We start from the raw sequence: 18,013 nt of genomic DNA, 5'->3' as shown, positions 1-18,013 counted from the left end.
AATTGTTAAGGCAAAATCAATTAAACCCACCCCAAGGGCGTATAAGCGGACGGTTCTACCTTCTTTATCGGGTAGGACGGGAATCGCTAGAGCGGCTAATAGGGGCAACAGAATAATAGTGGTCAGCCAGGGAAATTGAATATTAAGCATTACTTGAGAATAAATACCTATTGTTGCCGACTCCTCCATTTTATTAAGTTAGGTGAACTTTTGAGAAGAGTTGGTCACTAAGACCATCGAATCTTCACAATTGGCAAAAGTGAATACTTCGTTGGCTTATAATGGTAGGATTATGGTCTTATGCATATGCTTAGTTTCAATCGACGCCTTGCCTTAAAGCGTCTTAGTCGCGTTGAGGGTGAGCAGGGGCAAGTCGCCCATAAGCAAGTCCTTTCGGGCTTTAACGTAGTTAGCGCTGGGTTGTCGCCTCGCGATCGCCATACTTAATCAAAAGTGCGATCGCAATACTCACAGCCGCAATTAACACCATACTCAACGCAGAACCAAAGCCCCAATTCTGAGTTGCTCCCAAAAACTGGTTATAAATCAAACGCGCAGCGGTCATACTTGACGCCCCACCCAGCAATTCCGGATCGACAAAGTCCCCCAACCCACTAATAAATACCAGCAGCGAACCGGCTGCAATTCCCGGTATCGTTTGTGGTACCGTTACCTTCCAGAACGTTTGAATCGGATTTGCCCCCAAATCTGCTGAAGCTTCCAACAAACGCTTGTCTAACTTCTCCACCGAAGCGTAGAGAATTAACACCATGTAGGGCAAATAACTGTAAGCCATGCCAATTAATACCGCAGCACTGTTATTCAACAACTCCAACGGAGGTAGCCCAATCGTGGTGAGAATGGTATTAAGTACCCCTGTGGGACGTAGAATTGTAATCCAAGCATAAGAACGCAACAGCGAGGAAGTCCAAAGGGGTAAGATAAACCCTAAAAGGAGTAGATTGCGCCAGCGCTTGGGTGTCATCTGGGCAATCCAATAGGCAACAGGGAATCCCAGAAGTAGGCAAATGAGCGTAGTGCCAACCGCTAAATAGAGCGATCGCCCCATGACCTGAAATCTAATCGGTTCAAATACTCGAAGATAGTTCTCGAACCCAGAAGGATTCACCATCTCTCCTGGTTTGATATTCGGCACCAAACTCAACTCAAAGATCACCAGCGTTGGTAGCACCAGTAATACTAGTAACCAAATACCAGCTGGACTTAGCAATATCAGCGGTTCCACCCACTGCCACCGTGAGTGCTTCCTATCTTTGAGAACAGCTGATTCGGCAATGCCATCAGTTGTACCAGAATTGGGTAGAGAAGGAGGAGTTAGGTTACTAGACACAGATCTTTATGGAGTGTTGAAGGTTGGAGTGCGAGGTTAGTAGTCCCTAAAAATGCAGATTAAATAATTAGCAACTTAGTCCAGTATTCATCATAAATTTCCTCCATTTTCCCGATGGGCGCAATACTTTCGCAAAGCTTGAGCGAGGAATCGGGTGGAAACAGGCTCTGATTATTTCTAACTTTTTCTGGTAACTGATTGATCGCAAGTTGGTTTGGTGTTGCAAAGCTAAGACGTTCACAAATTTGAGCCGCTACATCGGGCTGCAACATAAAGTTAATCCAAGCATAGGCACCCTCAATATTGGGTGCTGTGATCGGAATAGCTAGGGTATCCGTCCATAAGGAAGAACCACTTTTAGGAAGGACATACTGCAAGTTTTCATTCTCTTCCATAATTTCACTGGCATCCGAGGAAAAACACATGGCTATGAGTAAATCCCCACTTAACATTTGGGGTCGCCAAGCATCAGAAGTAAATGAGGCGACTCTTGGTTTTAACTGCGCCAGCTTTTCATAGGCTTGTTGAACCTGCTTCTGGTTAGTTGAGTTGTAAGAGTACCCCAACATTTTCAACCCTGTACCCATAACTTCCCGGACATCGTTGAGCAACGTTATCCGTTTGAGTTCAGATAGTTGCGGCTGCTGACTTTCCCAAAGATAAGACCAATCTTGCGGAGCTTCTTTTAACTTCTGACTGTTGTAGATTAAACCGGTTGTTCCCCAACTAAGGGGTACACTGTGCCGATTACCCCCGTCGTACCCAGGATTTTGGAACTGGGGAATCAGTCCCTGTAATCCAGCGAGCTGTGAGTGGTCAAGTTCCCTTAACAAACATAAATCCACCATCTTCTGCACCATATAGTCAGATGGATAGATGATGCTGTAAGCACTACCACCTCCTGCCTGAAGTCGGGCAAGCATTACCTCATTAGAATCGAAGACATCGGCAACAACTTTGATGCCTGTTTCTGCCCGAAAGCGGTCTAGTAAATCCCGATCAGTATAGTTAGCCCAAGTGTAGATATATAAAACTTTGGAAGACTCTTGAACCTTAGTTTTTGGTTTTACGTCCGCCACTGTCCGACCACAGGCAGTCTCTGAAGACTCCTGCACTTCAGCCAGTGTCCAACCACAGCCAGAAAGTAGCGTACTACTTAGCGTTGTCGAGGCCGCTAACTTTAAGAACTGACGTCTGGTAGGGCGTATTAGGAGTGGTTGATGGTCATTGGTCATAAATCCAAGGGTTGAAAGTTTGAAAGGTTGAAGGTTGAAAGGTTGAAGGTTGAAGGTTGAAGCAGTTAAACCTTGAAATATTGAATGGTGGCAAGAACCCAAGGTCAGAAGGTTCAAGGTTGCAAGTTCTAATCTTCAATTTTCTAAGTTACAACCTGCAATCCATTTTTTTAACTTTCAATTTTCTAAGTTACAACCTACAACTCTTCCATCTCAGCAATAGCGAACCGATTGCTCTAAGGCAAGCGGTTCACCGGTTTGGGCGTCGGTGTTGTGACAGGCGAACATGGCTTTCGGAGTTAGTTTTTTAAATTCCAGGTCATCCCCATCACCTCTAAGAACGTAACCGCGCAATTCTTTAATCGGTAGCTGGGTAAATTCGTCTATTTCTGGGGTGAAAGAGCGCAAAATCAGCGAACCTGATGGGTTGCAGCCAAATAGGAGTTTAGAAACGAATAATTCCTTGGTGCCCCAGTAGTCACCGTAGGCCACTTCCTGCCCTTGGCGTTTGAGGGTAATCACCATCGGTTCGCCGTCACCATCAAGAAACGTCATGATCGCTGTTGAGCAGCAGTGAGATTCCAACTCTCGTAAAAACGATCGCACTCCCGGTACTAGCATTATCTTCACTCCTCCAACGCCAGACAATCTGTAGGAGCCCAACGGGCGTACACTGGGGTGTTCGTGTCTGGCAACTTGTTGGTTACGTTAGGTAGCATAACCGTTAAGCGATCGCCACTCTCCAACTTCACCACATATTGAACGTGAGTCCCCAAATACATCACATGCTGGAGACGACCTTCAAAGCAGTTAATGGTGGTCTCTGGGGGAGAAAGCGAGAGACGGATTTTCTCAGGACGTATACTGACCACAATATCTTGGGTATGGCTTGCCGTATAGCTCTCAGGCTTATAGTGCACCACAATCTTCAGACCCGTCGGCGTACTCAGTTGGAGCGAAGACGCATCAGAAGCCTCTATACGCCCCCTAAATAAATTGGTATCGCCAATAAAATCCGCCACAAAGGTTGTCCGAGGACGCTCGTAGATTTCCGTCGGGGTACCCACTTGCTCAATTTTCCCCCCGCGCATCACTGCAATGCGGTCAGAAAGGCTCAATGCTTCTTCTTGGTCATGAGTCACCATAATAAACGTGACGCCTAAATCTTGATGCAGATTCGACAACTCGACCTGCATCTCCTTACGCAGCTTTAAATCTAACGCCCCCAACGGTTCATCTAACAACAAGACAGTGGGTCGATTGACCAGCGCCCGTGCTAACGCCACCCGTTGCTGCTGCCCCCCAGACAGTTGCCCTGGAAACCGATTCGCGTAAGCCTCCATTTTCACTTGTTTGAGCGCTTGTTTCACCCGCTCCTCAACGTCTGCGTTTTTCAGCTTCTTGACGCGCAGACCAAAGGCAATATTCTCTGATACCCTCAAGTGATTAAACAGAGCATAACTCTGAAAAACCGTATTCACGGGGCGTCGGTGAGGGGGTACGTGATTCATCGGCTGCCCCTGAATCAGCACCTCTCCAGCTGAGGGCGTCTCAAAGCCTGCCACCAAGCGCAAGGTTGTCGTCTTGCCACAACCCGATGGACCGAGAATACTAAAGAACTCTCCTCGGCGAATATTCAAGTCCACACCCCGGACAGCCGTCTCTCCAGCAAACACTTTGAAAACCTTGCGGAGTTCAACATCAAGCTCACTAGCAGTATCCGGAGCGCGTTGTTCTTTAACGGAAGTTTGAGACATAGTGATTAGTTCAACAGCGGCGATGCCCTACTTTTGAGGGTAGGTCTGTCTGTTTGGTTAAGCGTTGTTTCCATACCTGGGATTATTTTATCTGTCTACTCAAGCGTCTTGATGTATTACGATTACCAACTCATGCCTCGCTTGGCTAACATCCCACTAGCTCCTCTGGAGGTGCAACGCTACAACGCTCACGCTATCAGTAAATTTTGGGCCACCCCCTGGTCTTTCGTCAAAAAACGCGTATCCTCAGTTGAGGGTTGAGCTGTTTCCTCTCGCTGGAACATCAGGCTCAAAATAAACCCGTAAAAATTTGTTTGGACTCCATCCTGTACGATTTCCGTTATGACTGTGAATCAGCCTTCCTCAATAGGGCGTCAACCTACCCCCCGAACCGTGGGGCGCAATTACCAATCCATATTTGTCATGCTGTTCGTGAGCATCTTCCTGTTAGGAGGAATGGGGGCTCGCTTAGTATATTTACAGTTGCTGGAAGGAGCGCGAAACCGACAACTAGCGGACAATAACCGGATTCGTCTGATTCCCAAGCAACCGGTGCGGGGCAATATTTTTGACCGTAAGGGTCGAGTTTTGGCAAGCAGTCGCTTGTCCCACGCCGTCTATATCTGGCCTGTTGCACGCAAGAAGGCCGAGTGGCCTGCAACCCTCAAGCTTGTCTCCAAGATTTTGAATATCCCAGAAGTCGAGATTCAAAAACGCTTGGAAAAAGCAGGCTATAACTCACCTTCACTGCTGCGGATTGCTCGTGGTATCACTCCTGCTCAGATCACAGCAATGGAAGAGTACAGCGACCAACTCGAAGGCGTAGAGGTAGATATTGAAGCGGTGCGGGATTACCCCAACGGCGAGTTGGCAGCTCATGTCCTCGGTTACACCGGTGAACTCAACGATGAAGAGCTCGCCAAGCGCAAATCCGAAGGCTACCGGATGGGCGATATTGTCGGTCAAATGGGCGTTGAAGAAGCCTTTGAGGACAAGTTGCGGGGTGAATGGGGCGGTCAGCAGGTGGAAGTGGACGGTTCCGGTCGCGTTTTGAGAGTTCTGGGTCAAAAACAGGCTCAATCGGGTAAAGATGTACACCTGACACTGGACTTAGACGTACAGAAAGCAGCGGAGAAGGCTTTAGGCGATCGCAAAGGCGCGATCATTGCCCTCAATCCCAACACCGGCGCTGTTCTAGCAATGGTTAGCCGTCCTACATTTGACCCCAACATTTTCTCGACGCGCATTACGGCAAACACCTGGAAGCAACTCCAAGGTAAAGACCACCCCTTTGTGAATCGGTCTATGCGCGGATTTCCACCCGCTAGTACGTTCAAAGTGATTACAGCCACAGCAGGAATGGAATCGGGGAAATTCTCCCCCAGCACCGTACTCCAGACCTACGGCTCTCTAAACATTGGTGGGACGACCTTTGGAGAATGGAACCATGCTGGATTTGGTCCATTGGGATTTGTTGGGGCGCTCGCCTGGAGTAGCGATACCTTCTTCTATCAAATTGGTAGGGGTGTTGGTGGCCCAACGCTGATCGAATGGACTCGGAAGTATGGCTTTGGCAAAAAAACTGGCATTGAACTGGCCTCAGAAGAAGCTGAGGGTTTGGTAGCCGATGATGCCTGGAAGCAGAAAAACCTGAAGTTACCTTGGTCGGTGGGGGATACGGTTAATATGTCCATTGGTCAGGGGTTTCTCCAGGTAACACCGATACAGTTAGGGGTGATGTTTTCTGTGCCAGCGAATGGCGGCTATCGAATTAAGCCTCACCTACTCAAAGATGATGAAGACTCAAAAAGTTGGCGCAAGTCGCTCAATATAAAGCCATCTACCATTAAGGTTGTGCAACAGGGATTGCGAGAAGTGGTGGCAGGTGGTACAGGAAAGGCTTTGAACGTGCCTGAACTCCCTCCAGCTTCCGGTAAAAGTGGAACGGCTGAAGCTCCTCCCGGCAAAGCTCACGCTTGGTTTGGTTCCTATGCGCCTTCTGATAAACCAGAAATTGTCGTAGTGGCCTTTGCCGAGCATTCCGGAGGCGGCGGGGGTGCAGTGGCAGCACCAATGGTGCGTCAAGTTCTGGAGGCTTACTTTAAGCACAACAATCCAGGTCTCATCCCTAAACCTAAGAATCTAGAAGCTCCTACCTCTAAAGCTAAGCCCTCGGCTCCTCACTGACATCGAGGAGAATTGGAAATTAACCCTCGTGGCTTCCCCATTACCCATTTCCCACTTGAAGACGGAAAGTTGGTATGAATTAGCACAAAAAGGTCAGAATAAGCAATAAAATAGATGAAAATTTAAACGGACTCCTGCCGGGAAAATTTTCTGATATGACTGTATTTCAGCCTTCCTCCGGGCGACGTCAACCGACTCCCCGCACCGTTGGGCGCAATTACCAACCTTTGTTTGTCATGCTGTTCGTCAGCCTCTTCCTGCTGGGAGCAATGGGTAGTCGCTTAGCGTACTTACAGCTGATTCAGGGTACTCGTAACCGACAGCTAGCAGAAAATAACCGGATTCGTCTGATTCCCAAGCAACCGGTACGGGGCAATATTTTTGACCGTAAGGGTCGAGTATTGGCGAGCAGCCGGTTGTCTTATGCTGTTTATCTGTGGCCGATCGCACTCAAGAAGACGGACTGGCCTGGAACCCGGCAACGCCTCTCGAAGACGTTGAATCTTCCAGAAGCCGATATTCAAAAACGTGTAGAACGAGCAGGCTTTAACTCGCCTTCTCTCATCCGGATCGAGCGTGATATTAGTCCTGCTCAGATTACAGCGCTGGCAGAGTACAGCAACCAACTCGAAGGGGTAGAGGTGGACATTGAAGCTGTGCGCAACTACCCCAACGGTGATTTGGCGGCTCACGTATTGGGTTACACCGGTGAACTCAACGATGAAGAACTCGCCAAGCGCAAAAATGAAGGCTACCGTATCGGCGACATTGTCGGTCAAATGGGTGTCGAGCAGGCATTTGAGGATAAGCTCAGGGGTGAATGGGGGGGTCAACAGGTAGAGGTGGATGGTGCCGGTCAGGTGCTGCGAGTTTTAGGACAGAAAAAAGCCAAACCGGGTAAGGATGTGCAGCTGACGTTGGACTTGAAGGTGCAGAAGGCAGCGGAGGCAGCTTTAGGCGATCGCAAGGGTGCCATTGTTGCTCTTGACCCCAATAATGGTGCTGTCCTCGCGATGGTGAGCCGTCCTGCTTTTGACCCGAACATCTTCTCAACACGGATTACTCAAGCGACCTGGAAGCAACTGCAAAGTAAAGGGAACCCCTTTGTCAACCGAGCAATGCGAGGCTTTCCACCAGCCAGTACCTTCAAGATTGTCACAACCACAGCAGGGCTAGAAACGGGTAAATTTTCTCCCGACACGGTGTTACAGACTTATGCCGCTTTGCAGGTTGGCAATACCGCCTTTGGTGAATGGAACCATGCTGGCTTCGGTTCCATCGGATTTGTGAGAGCTCTGGCGATGAGTAGTAATACGTTCTTCGGTCAGATTGGTAGAGGCGTCGGTGGGCCAGCGTTGATTGAATGGTCGCGTAAGTATGGCTTAGGTCAAAAAACCGGGATTGAACTGTCGGAAGAAGCTTCGGGGTTAGTCGCGGATGAAGCTTGGAAGCAGAAGGCTTATAAATGGGAATGGACGGTCGGAGATACAGTCAATATGTCCATCGGTCAAGGATTTACCCAAGCAACGCCGCTCCAATTGGCGGTAATGTTTTCCGTACCAGCTAATAGCGGTTATCGGGTCAAACCTCACTTACTCAAGGACAATGAAGACTCGAAAAACTGGCGAAAGCCATTAAATCTCAAACCATCTACCATTAAGGTGATAAGAGAAGGATTACGTCAAGTGATAGCCTCTGGTACAGGTACAGCTTTGAATGTACCTCACCTCCCTCCCATTTCTGGGAAAAGTGGCACAGCTGAGGCTCCCCCCGGCAAACCTCATGCTTGGTTTGGAGCCTATGCGCCCTCAGATAAGCCAGAAATTGTGGTGCTGGCGTTTGCTGAGCATTCCGGCGGGAGCGGTGGGAAGATAGCAGGACCAATGGCACTCCAAGTTCTAGAGGGTTACTTTGATAAAAAGCCACCTCAACCACCGAAAGATATGCAAGCGAAGCCTGATTAAGGAACAGATCTGGGCAACATGGCGACAGTGAAGTATATGGCTAGCCTATAGGCTTGAGCCGAGCTGATGCTGGATTCATTGCTCAGGAATATCGAAGAGCGCGATCCGTAACGCTTGTGCTGTAGGCGCTCAGCAACGCTTGTGCCAAAGGCAATCGCACTTTGTCAAGGTGATCTCCTGCGAGAGTCCTCTTGTGGTCGCCTGCTGTCTTAGCTGAGCGTAGTTGAATCCGTAGGTCTACCAAATTCGGTTCTATAACCTCTCATTTCTACCAAGCAGGGGGCAGGGGGAGAAAAAGATAGAAAATTTTTCATGGGGCTCCTATGATGCGGATTTGGTAAGCTCTCGCGTATTTAATTTGCAAGTTAGTGTGTAAGCTAATCGGCAGTTACCTTTGCATCACCAAATTTCTAAAGCTCTTGTGGGATGGGCATCTTAAATAGAATGGCACTGACTTAAGAACTCTCATACCTCACCAACCAACCCTTGTGCACGGGAGCTTTAGTGAGGATGGGGTTTGGGGGAACCCCCCCAATCTTGGTTTTTCCAAGAAACGATCATTTTTCGCTTAAGTCAGTGCCATTCATCTTAAATATCATGTCCGGTTGAATACCCATCATTAGGACAGACCTGGGGAAGTGGAGAGGTTTTATTATGGGCAATTAGCCGGACATGATATTACCCGTCCTGATTATGTAAATTAGATGCACGGCAGCTGATCAATTCAACATTCAAAATCGAATGACTCAGCATTCCCTTGTGATAAGGAAGCAGCTATGCGCATTAAGGGACGTTACAATGTGGGTTAAAAAAGAGTTGGGGCGTGGCTTGACCTTTTACTTCAAAATTGTTGCTCCTGCTGCTGCTTTTGCAGGAGTCTGATTGCCCCAGTTCTTCACAGCAGCTGGCTTTTAAAGCATCTGTTGATCCTAAATCATAAAGCTGCCAGGGTGCGTCCGTCCGATCAGCCTTTTTGAACAAGCCGATTAAACAGTCTCAACTCTACATGGACGACGACATCCTTAAACCCATTCAAACCAAGGCATTGGTTCGGGCAATTGGCACAAACCAGCCGCTGCCCAAAACTCCAGTGGTTCGAGCTGTTGAGGTTCTACCACGACAGTTGACGGACGTCCCAATTGACCGAGAACAACGGCAAACCCTAGATGAGCGGGTGGAGCCAGATGCCCCAGTGATGGTGGAAGTGATAGTGGAGGAAATTGATCGCTACCTGGAAGCGGCTCCCCAGTTATTGCAAGCACTTTGTTTGGCTGCGAATACTGGCGATATCGAAAGATTGGAGGAAGCCGCTCACAGCTTCAAGTCAAGGAGTACAACACTGGGTACCCCGATACTATACCAGTTGTGCCAGGATTTGGAAGATATGAGCCGGGGAGGCACTACCATAACGGCACTAGAAATAGTGTCTCGGTTAAAGGCTGAGTATCAAAGGGTTGAGGCATTGTTACAGGCCCAACGACAGCGAGCAATATCAAGAATGAACCCAGTTTCTCTCCCCGAAGCCCCATCGGTCATTCTGGTAGTGGATGACGACCCCTCGATGCGCCAAGTGTTACGCCGAGTTATGGAAAAAGATGGCTATCAGGTGGTCGAAGCTACTAATGGTGAACAGGGTTTAGAAGTGTACAAACGCCTTAAACCACATCTGATTTTATTAGATGCGTTGATGCCGGTCATGGACGGCTTTGTTTGCTGTACCCAGCTGCAAAGACTCCAGAGCGATACTTCAGCACAAGAGGAGGATTTTATCGATGTTGATTGCCTCAACGGTGCTTCACGAACCCCTGTGCTGATGATTACCGGTCTGGACGATCAAGCATCAGTAGACCGAGCGTTTGCTGTCGGAGCCACCGATTACGTCACGAAGCCGATTCATTTTGCCGTGCTACGTCAGCGGGTGCGCCGTCTCATTCAGCAATCTCAGCTGTATCAAAAATTAGAGGTCGCTAATCGCGAGTTGCAGCGTCTGGCGTCTCTCGACGGACTGACCGGCGTGGCAAACCGACGCCGATTTGATGAGTACCTTGAGATCGAATGGCAGCGCATGGCAACGGAAAATTTGCCGTTGTCTCTGATTCTTTGTGATATCGACTTTTTTAAGAAATATAACGACAGCTATGGTCACCAAGCGGGTGATGCCTGTTTGCGTCAGGTTGCCGATGCCCTACGTTTTTGTGCAAGGCGTTCTAAGGATTTAGTAGCTCGGTACGGAGGCGAAGAGTTTGCTGTGATTCTACCTAATCTCAAGCTGGCGGGTGCGGCTCAAATCGCGGAGGAAATGCGGAGCGTTGTTAACGCCTTAGAAATTCCCCATGTTCAGTCAGCTGTGAGTCAGCACGTTACTCTGAGTCTCGGTATCGCCTGTATCTATCCGACACCCAACACTTCACCAACCATGCTCATTGGAGCAGCTGATGCTGCTTTATATCAGGCAAAAGCCGCAGGACGCAATCGCTGGTTTACTCAAACTTGTGCTTCCTGAGCGACTTCAAAACTCAAGAGTAAGGTCAGTAGGCACATGGTCGCCACGCTGGGATGGCGGCTTTTTTGTCTGAGAAAAATTTAGGTAATCGCACAAAGAACTCCGATCTAAGGGTTGCTCGCCCGCTTTACGCAGGTGGAATTTTACTAGGACTTACGCACTCAGCCAGATTCGCAACGGTAGAATAAGGCTTCCCGCTTCTTTGCCAACACCCAGAACAACGAGATTTTGTTTCAGTGCGTAAGTCCTATTTACTATTTGCATTACCTCAGGCACTGTCTGCTCTTCAAACTAGCTCTCAAACAGCTTATATCGCTTCGCGCTTGAAGGGGATACACAATCAAGTATCAGTCTCTCTACTAACCCCTACTGAATTTTAACAGTCCTCCTTTAAACAACCGACATAGGTCTATATCTCTAAGAAATTTGGGTTAATTTCACTAGCTATGTGACAGTTTAAAAACAGTCCACTTCGCCACTTTTAAAACGAATAAAGTGATAAATGAACAGTCAACAAACAAGAACCCTTATCCAAGCTCAACCATGATTCACTTTATTATATGTGGCTTTTTCATACCTTGCCTATCATAGGTAGCTTCCCAACCCTTTAAAAAAAAGATTATTCAAAAAAAATTCTATTTCCTGGAACCTTTTGATTCTGACTAACGACTTTGATAGTAACAACGCAACGATACACTCTAAACCCTGGATGAAAGGAACTATGAAACTCACAATTAAGTCTGTCATCACCGTTTCTACTTTAGCCATTACCCTACTTGCTCCTGCTTTACTATCTGCTGGTAGAGCCTCAGCTGAACCCCTGAAAGGAACAAAAGCCGACTATATTGGTGCTGGTGTATCAGCAGGTGTCACCAATGGCGGGAGTGCAACAGGTGGTGACGCTGCAACCTTTGGCGGTAATATTCAAGGTCGTTTAACAACTGAAAAAGCACCAGTTTCTGTACGCGGCGCTGTACTATTCAGCGATGAAACCAGCGCTATCATGCCAATAGTGACCTATGATGTTCCTGTCGCCAAGAATACAAACGTTTATGTCGGTGGTGGATATTCCTTCGTTGAAAAGCAAGGAAAACCAACCCCTCTGGGCAACAAAAATGCTCCCGTTGTGACAGTCGGTGCCGAATCTCAACTAGGTCAAAATCTAGTTATCTACGGCGACACCAAGTGGGGCGTCAATGCTTACAAAAATAGCCCTGCCGACGCTGTTAGTTTCCAAGCAGGTGCTGGCTTCAAATTCTAAGTGAGTTGTCATGGTTTAGTTATCTATTTGTTCGAGCTTAAACCTTGAAACACAGACTCTTCGCTGATAGCTATAAAAGGTTAATAGACAGGCTACTCAGCCTGTCTATTCTATTTTGTAATTAATCAGAACTTTGCTCGGGTAGTCGGTTTTGTATTATTGCCTATAAACTTAAAAGGTTTAAATTTGAAACTTGAAGATTAGAGCGGCCTTCGGTTGCCTATACTATAAAGTATGAGCATGACATGTCGTGCCCATACACAAACCCATATTGAACTCAAATCAACATTACTCTATAACCTTCTCATCTGTAACTCATTCCTGTGGGTCACTATTCAATGATATTAAGCCAGCCTCGGCGTGAGGCATGAATCAATCGCTTAACGAGACGATTCTGTTGCGGGTTCAGTGAACAGTCCTGGCTGAGCGACTGGAGCTGATGTAATTGGGTACGAGAGATTTGACGTGAGCAAAGCGTTTCGCTATATATTTCTTCAAGGATGGAAGGGAAGTGATGAAAAACATGCATAATTAAATCCAGGCTCAAAATGTTAAAAAATGTGATGATAAAGGTTTTTACATTACGTCTTATTATCTAATTTTATTTAATTAAAGTCTTCTGCCAACAGGGAGATTTCTAAAAGACGATAGCTACAATAAAAGATTAATTTTTGTATTTAGGTATTTTTAACTATCTACTGAAGAGGTTGCTGGAGAAGAATCACTCTCGCTTGCGTTCAGTGGGCTTGAAACGGTTGTATAAATCTGACGGAAAAAACGTCTTGACGCTAGGTGAACTGTAAAAGGGTGTGTTCTGGGAAGGTACCGAATACTGTGATGATGGCTGATTCACTCGACTCCTTTACAGAAACTTTATGGAGCGATCGCAAAACGTTTGCACTCTTAATCGTGAGGCGTTACCCTAGCAGTGTGCGGAAAAGAGCATACAGGCTAAGGCTGGCGTAGTATTTTAGGATTTCTAAAGCCTTTGCTTGGATTAGTAAAAGTAAGATTAAAATAGATTATTTACCGTAATCCCGCCCGATTAACCGGAAATAAAATTCATCAGTTTTGACTTATAGCTCCAATGGTTAAATCTCCAACTTCCCCCCCAGGACGAAAAGTATCTAAGAATGAAGGTCTCAAAGAACAGAGCAACTACTTACGTGAACCAGTGGCAAGTGAGCTGTTGCAAGACACCAACCACTTCACGGAAGATGCTAATCAAATTCTTAAGTTTCACGGCTCTTACCAGCAAGACAACCGGGATAATCGAGTCAAAGGGCAGGATAAAGACTATCAGTTCATGCTGCGCACCCGTAGTCCGGGTGGGTTCATTCCTCCAGAGCTGTATCTTACCCTTGACCAACTGTCTCAAGAGTATGGCAACCATACCCTAAGGGTTACGACTCGCCAAGGCTTTCAAATTCACGGCATCCTTAAGGAGAATCTTAAGACCGTATTCGCCTCAATTATCCGCAACATGGGGTCAACCTTAGGGGCTTGTGGTGACCTAAACCGCAATGTCATGGCTCCCCCCGCACCTTATAAAAATCGACCCGAGTATCAGTATGCCTGGGAGTATGCCAATAATATTGCTGACCTGCTAGCCCCTCAAACCGGTGCTTATTACGAGATTTGGCTGGATGGCGAAAAAATAATTAGTGCTGAAGAAGCGCCTGAAGTGAAGGCGGCACGGGAACGCAATGTCAACGGGACCAACTTCTCGGATAAAGAGGAACCCATCTATGGGCAACACTATATGCCCCGGAAGTTTAAGATTGCTGTGACGGTACCGGGGGATAACTCGATTGACCTCTACACCCAAGATGTCAGCTTGGTAGTTATCACCAATAAAAAGGGCGTACTGCAAGGCTTCAATGTTCTGGCGGGTGGCGGATTAGGACGTACTCATAATAAAGAAGATACGTTTGTTCGCATGGCTGACGCGATTGGCTATGTTGAGAAGGATGATGTCTACGACGCAGTGAAAGCGATTGTGGCGACGCAGCGAGATTATGGCGATCGCGCGAATCGTCGTCATGCCAGAATGAAATACCTACTCCATGATTGGGGCGTGGAGAAATTCAAGGAAACCGTAGAAGGCTACTTCGGGAAAAAATTCGCCCCCTACAAGCCGCTACCTGCCTTCAAATATCAAGATTATTTAGGATGGAATGAACAGGGAGATGGCAACCTATTCCTAGGAATTTCAATTGAGAATGGTCGGGTGAAAGATGAAAGCATCTTCCGTCTCAAAACAGCGCTGCGGCAAATTATCCAGCAATTTTCTCTCCCGATGCGGCTGACGGCTAGCCAAAACATCATTCTTTACGACATCGAACCCTCACAGCAGGTAGCCATTCAGCAGATTCTTGACAAACACGGCGTTCACACCTCCCCAGACGGGATGGAACCCTTAGTGCGTTATTCAATGGCGTGCCCTGCGCTACCAACTTGTGGATTGGCGATTACGGAATCGGAACGGGCGCTGCCTGGAATGCTTGACCGGATTCGATCGCTCTTGGACAAATTAGGTTTAGAAAATGAGCACTTTGTCGTGCGGATGACCGGTTGTCCTAATGGCTGTGCTCGGCCTTATATGGCAGAGTTGGGCTTTGTTGGGAGTGCGCCGGAGAGTTACCAAGTTTGGCTGGGGGGTTCGCCCGATCAGACACGGTTGGCACAAGCCTATGTTGATCGCATGAGGTTTGATGAGCTCGAAACCTTCCTAGAGCCCATTTTTGTCTTCTTTAAGAAAGAGCGTCAAGCTGGAGAGAAGTTTGGAGATTTTTGCGATCGCGTCGGTTTTGAAGCGATTCGCCAATTTACAGTTGACTATGAGTCTCCAAAACTCGACCCTCAATCCGATACTGGCTTAGTTAATGAAGTCGTGAAGCCAGAACTATCCAGTACAGTAGTTCTTGTCGGGAAGACTCGTTACCGGGTTGGCGTGCGCGATGAACTCTACAAACGCCTCAAAGATGCTGCCTCCAAGCAGGGTAAGACCATGACTCAGCTAGCAGCAGAAGCTTTTGAAGCTTACTTAAAGGACAATTAAAGCTTTTGTCCCTATAGAAAAGAATGGTACTGCCACCGAGTTGCAACTCGGTGGCAGCATTTTTTTGAAGCAGAGGTATAGCAAAAGCAGACGGCTAAGGGCAGAAGGCAGTTCGCGCAGCGTTCTCCGCTGGAGTAGGCAAAAGATCGACGGGTCAAGCTTTCAGTATTTGGCGTTGTCCTAATTTCCTTGGCGACTGCTATACATACAAAAGAAAAAAGGGCAGTAAACTCATCTGCAACTGCCTGCTTTACGACTCCTGGTAACTAACTCTCAACCCAATTTCATGTTCGACTCTGGCATCAAAAGCAATCTCTAAACAGATACTCCTGCATGACTAATAGCTTTCCTGATCCGCTGGGTCGCCGTAAGGGTCTTCACTGGCAGGGCGCACATCTCCGAATTGCCCCCCATAGTTGTCCATAGAATCGGCGGGGTCACCATAGGGGTCTTCACTGGCAGGGCGCACATCTCCAAACTGCCCGTCATTACCGCCATAACCTGCGGGGTCGCCATAGGGGTCTTCACTGGCAGGACGCACATCTCCGAACTGCCCGCCATAACCTGCCGGGTCGCCGTAGGGGTCTTCACTGGCAGGACGCGGCTGATTATAACCAGGATCTTGGTCAAATTCCTCATCATTGCCGACGATCGCGTCCTTAACCTTTCTCAAAAATCCATCCACCATGATTTATCTCCCTTTTGATTTTGTTATGGAGTGGCTGTGAAGATGGTATAAGCCATGCCACAGACTCCTTGTATTTCCTCGGTTTAGCGTTGTCTCGAAACCGACACTTTTTAGGAAAAACGGTTACTGGGCTTGTGATGGAGCCAAGTTAGTTAAGTCGCGACCTGTGGATCTATTGTTATAGCCTTGGAAGTCACGGTACTGTTGCGCCTCCGACTCTGGTACTTGAATTCCACCTGGCGGCGGCGTCACCCAGTGAGGACGACCCTGAGCATCGCGATAGTAAACGCGACCATTCTTAGAAAGGTAGTACTTACCCTGTGCACCCTGTGCTTGATTGTTTTTATGCTTGTTGTAGAGGTAGTAAAGTGCGGCTGCTCCTGCCAAAATCGCCACTTTCTGCTTGGTTGACAATCCCTTTTTGGCTTGAGGTTGATTCCCAGGAGCAGGATAGGTTTGCGATCCACCCCTCGTATCATCCACAGGTGGCAGTGGCGCTGAACTCCGCTGACTAGAGCAGCCACTAAAGAAAGGCACTCCTAATAAAACTGAAAGCAGCAGCGCGATTGGACGTAGAAACTTTCGCTCCTTTGGCTCAGTTGTGTTCATCTGAAACTCATCACCCTCTCTGAGATGTACGGTATGGCGGAATCTACGGACTAGCGCTGTTGTCAAAAGAGTATTGCCCTAAAGAGCAATAGTTGCTCTTCTATATAGAAGAAAAAAACCCCTGCCTTTCCTTTATAGATGAGATGGCCTGCAACAGCACTGAACATTTGCTTAACTGCTGTAATTTTTACTCAGGTGATAAAGGCTTGCATCCTGCTATTGGTAGAATCTGTCTTAGGTCATTGACTCTTACTAAGGGAATAGATAGCTATTAAATTATTAAATTTATGTATCGGTCTAAACCACTTTTCCCCTATAAAGGACAGGAGCTAGAAGTTAGAAGCCAAAATCCGAACTTCCATCAAAGCTCAAACTCTTCTTCTGACTCTTAGCCCCTGACTTATTTACCTGATGTGGTTGAATTTTCCTCGGTTCTGAAGAGATTATCGATTCATCTTGTTGTTTTGACCCTGAGGAGTTACACCATTGCCGGGATAGCCTGCTCCTGTCGTTGAATTCCCATTGTCCATCGTAGAACTTCCTTGAGGAGATGTCTGCTCTTGGGTACTAGAGCCACTCCTATTAGAATCTTGATTCATGGAGTCGTTTACACCCTGAGGTTTGGTATTATTTCCGGGATAGCCTGCTCCTGTAGTCGAACTCCCACTGTCCGTCGTAGAACTTCCCTGAGGAGAGGTACGGTACAAATTCCCTCCGCCATTAGGATTCATGCGGTAGAGTGCACAAAAGTAGCCTCCCCCTGAAGTAGCGTTGCCTTCGTACCCTCCGCAAGTGTTATATCGCTCATTTCCCATAGTTTGAGCTATTAATTGCCCATCTGTCATAGTAGAGTCAGTTTGGCGATCTGCATTATTAAGGGGTTGATTCATGCCACCTGCATTAGGGGCGGTTTGTGCAACTCCGGGAAGGCTTAAAAAAACACTAGCGCTAGCAACACCTACCAGGCTCACAAGTTTTTTAATGGGATTTTTATGATACTGTCCGCTCATGGATATCTCCTTTAGTTGTAGGCAAAAATAAGCCTGAACTTTTCTGCCCTTTCGTGAAATTTGAACAAATGTTGATTAATGTCTGGAAATTCAGATAATCTATCTAAACTTCGTCGTAATATAGCGGCATATTGATTGCCACCTCTTTTCTTTATCACGTTAACAGTGTGGAGGTTATGAAGCGTCCACCTAAGGAGTTATCTAAAGTTAAGTTAAGTTGTTCCTCAAGATACAGAAAATTATTCGTCAAAAAGATAATCTTCAAAAAAAATCAACCTTGAGAACGATAGAACTCTGTACATCCAAACTACTCACTGAGGTTCAGACGCAAGCGATGTAATTCCTGCTGCAAGAATTTTCCCCATTCAGCGGCGAGGGGAATTTCCG

Annotated in this window: 12 protein-coding genes; 5 read left to right on the top strand and 7 right to left on the bottom strand. The window is 47.3% G+C overall.

From position 1 onward, the window contains the following. Positions 1-409: 409 nt before the first annotated feature. The 4 genes from V6C93_RS09835 to V6C93_RS09820 all read right to left on the bottom strand — a co-directional run bounded on the left by V6C93_RS09835 (position 410) and on the right by V6C93_RS09820 (position 4,349). Positions 410-1,297, bottom strand: a complete 888-nt coding sequence (locus V6C93_RS09835; protein ID WP_349262665.1) for an ABC transporter permease — start codon at positions 1,295-1,297, stop codon at positions 410-412. A gap of 113 nt (positions 1,298-1,410) precedes the next feature. After that, on the bottom strand, positions 1,411-2,586 hold the full coding sequence (locus tag V6C93_RS09830) for a spermidine/putrescine ABC transporter substrate-binding protein (protein WP_333476478.1): 1,176 nt from the start codon (positions 2,584-2,586) through the stop codon (positions 1,411-1,413). 213 nt (positions 2,587-2,799) lie between these two features. Then, positions 2,800-3,207, bottom strand: coding sequence for a hypothetical protein (locus V6C93_RS09825; RefSeq protein WP_333476477.1), 408 nt, complete (start codon positions 3,205-3,207; stop codon positions 2,800-2,802). A gap of 5 nt (positions 3,208-3,212) precedes the next feature. After that, on the bottom strand, positions 3,213-4,349 hold the full coding sequence (locus V6C93_RS09820; protein WP_414644161.1) for an ABC transporter ATP-binding protein: 1,137 nt from the start codon (positions 4,347-4,349) through the stop codon (positions 3,213-3,215). Between the two features lie 336 nt (positions 4,350-4,685). On the opposite strand from V6C93_RS09820, the gene mrdA (V6C93_RS09815) reads away from it, so the two are divergent. The 5 genes from mrdA (V6C93_RS09815) (at position 4,686) to sir (ending at position 15,319) form a co-directional block, all read left to right on the top strand. Further along, positions 4,686-6,530, top strand: coding sequence for a penicillin-binding protein 2 (gene mrdA / locus V6C93_RS09815; RefSeq protein WP_333476475.1), 1,845 nt, complete (start codon positions 4,686-4,688; stop codon positions 6,528-6,530). Between the two features lie 155 nt (positions 6,531-6,685). Beyond that, on the top strand, positions 6,686-8,494 hold the full coding sequence (gene mrdA / locus V6C93_RS09810; RefSeq protein WP_333476474.1) for a penicillin-binding protein 2: 1,809 nt from the start codon (positions 6,686-6,688) through the stop codon (positions 8,492-8,494). Positions 8,495-9,467: 973 nt separating this feature from the next. Beyond that, positions 9,468-10,997: a diguanylate cyclase domain-containing protein gene (locus tag V6C93_RS09805; RefSeq protein ID WP_333476473.1), complete on the top strand. Its 1,530-nt coding sequence runs from the start codon at positions 9,468-9,470 to the stop codon at positions 10,995-10,997. Positions 10,998-11,718: 721 nt separating this feature from the next. Next, a complete protein-coding gene (locus V6C93_RS09800; RefSeq protein WP_333476472.1) occupies positions 11,719-12,258 on the top strand; it encodes a hypothetical protein in 540 nt (179 codons plus the stop codon). Between the two features lie 1,087 nt (positions 12,259-13,345). Then, positions 13,346-15,319 (top strand): sulfite reductase, ferredoxin dependent, encoded by a 1,974-nt coding sequence (gene sir, locus V6C93_RS09795; RefSeq protein WP_333476471.1) that lies wholly within the window; start codon positions 13,346-13,348, stop codon positions 15,317-15,319. Positions 15,320-15,656: 337 nt separating this feature from the next. Here the strand turns inward: sir and V6C93_RS09790 are convergent, their stop codons facing one another. The 3 genes from V6C93_RS09790 to V6C93_RS09780 all read right to left on the bottom strand — a co-directional run bounded on the left by V6C93_RS09790 (position 15,657) and on the right by V6C93_RS09780 (position 17,626). After that, positions 15,657-16,007 (bottom strand): hypothetical protein, encoded by a 351-nt coding sequence (locus V6C93_RS09790; protein ID WP_333476470.1) that lies wholly within the window; start codon positions 16,005-16,007, stop codon positions 15,657-15,659. Between the two features lie 123 nt (positions 16,008-16,130). After that, positions 16,131-16,616, bottom strand: a complete 486-nt coding sequence (locus tag V6C93_RS09785) for a hypothetical protein (protein ID WP_349262664.1) — start codon at positions 16,614-16,616, stop codon at positions 16,131-16,133. A gap of 443 nt (positions 16,617-17,059) precedes the next feature. Beyond that, positions 17,060-17,626 carry a hypothetical protein gene (locus V6C93_RS09780; RefSeq protein WP_333476468.1) on the bottom strand — a complete coding sequence of 189 codons (567 nt, stop codon included), beginning with the start codon at positions 17,624-17,626 and terminating at the stop codon, positions 17,060-17,062. Between the last annotated feature and the right edge of the window lie 387 nt (positions 17,627-18,013).

Source organism: Allocoleopsis sp. (genome assembly GCF_036703385.1).
Taxonomy (GTDB): Bacteria; Cyanobacteriota; Cyanobacteriia; order Cyanobacteriales; family Coleofasciculaceae; genus Allocoleopsis.
This window is presented reverse-complemented; position numbering and strand designations above follow the sequence as displayed.

Excerpts from the sequence above, each read along its gene's own strand:
- V6C93_RS09830 (WP_333476478.1), bottom strand. The coding sequence starts at position 2,586 with ATGACCAATGACCATCAACCACTCCTAATACGCCCTACCAGACGTCAG.
- V6C93_RS09825 (WP_333476477.1), bottom strand. The coding sequence starts at position 3,207 with ATGCTAGTACCGGGAGTGCGATCGTTTTTACGAGAGTTGGAATCTCAC.
- mrdA (WP_333476475.1), top strand. The coding sequence starts at position 4,686 with ATGACTGTGAATCAGCCTTCCTCAATAGGGCGTCAACCTACCCCCCGA.
- mrdA (WP_333476474.1), top strand. The coding sequence starts at position 6,686 with ATGACTGTATTTCAGCCTTCCTCCGGGCGACGTCAACCGACTCCCCGC.
- V6C93_RS09800 (WP_333476472.1), top strand. The coding sequence starts at position 11,719 with ATGAAACTCACAATTAAGTCTGTCATCACCGTTTCTACTTTAGCCATT.
- sir (WP_333476471.1), top strand. The coding sequence starts at position 13,346 with ATGGTTAAATCTCCAACTTCCCCCCCAGGACGAAAAGTATCTAAGAAT.
- V6C93_RS09790 (WP_333476470.1), bottom strand. The coding sequence starts at position 16,007 with ATGGTGGATGGATTTTTGAGAAAGGTTAAGGACGCGATCGTCGGCAAT.
- V6C93_RS09785 (WP_349262664.1), bottom strand. The coding sequence starts at position 16,616 with ATGAACACAACTGAGCCAAAGGAGCGAAAGTTTCTACGTCCAATCGCG.
- V6C93_RS09780 (WP_333476468.1), bottom strand. The coding sequence starts at position 17,626 with ATGAGCGGACAGTATCATAAAAATCCCATTAAAAAACTTGTGAGCCTG.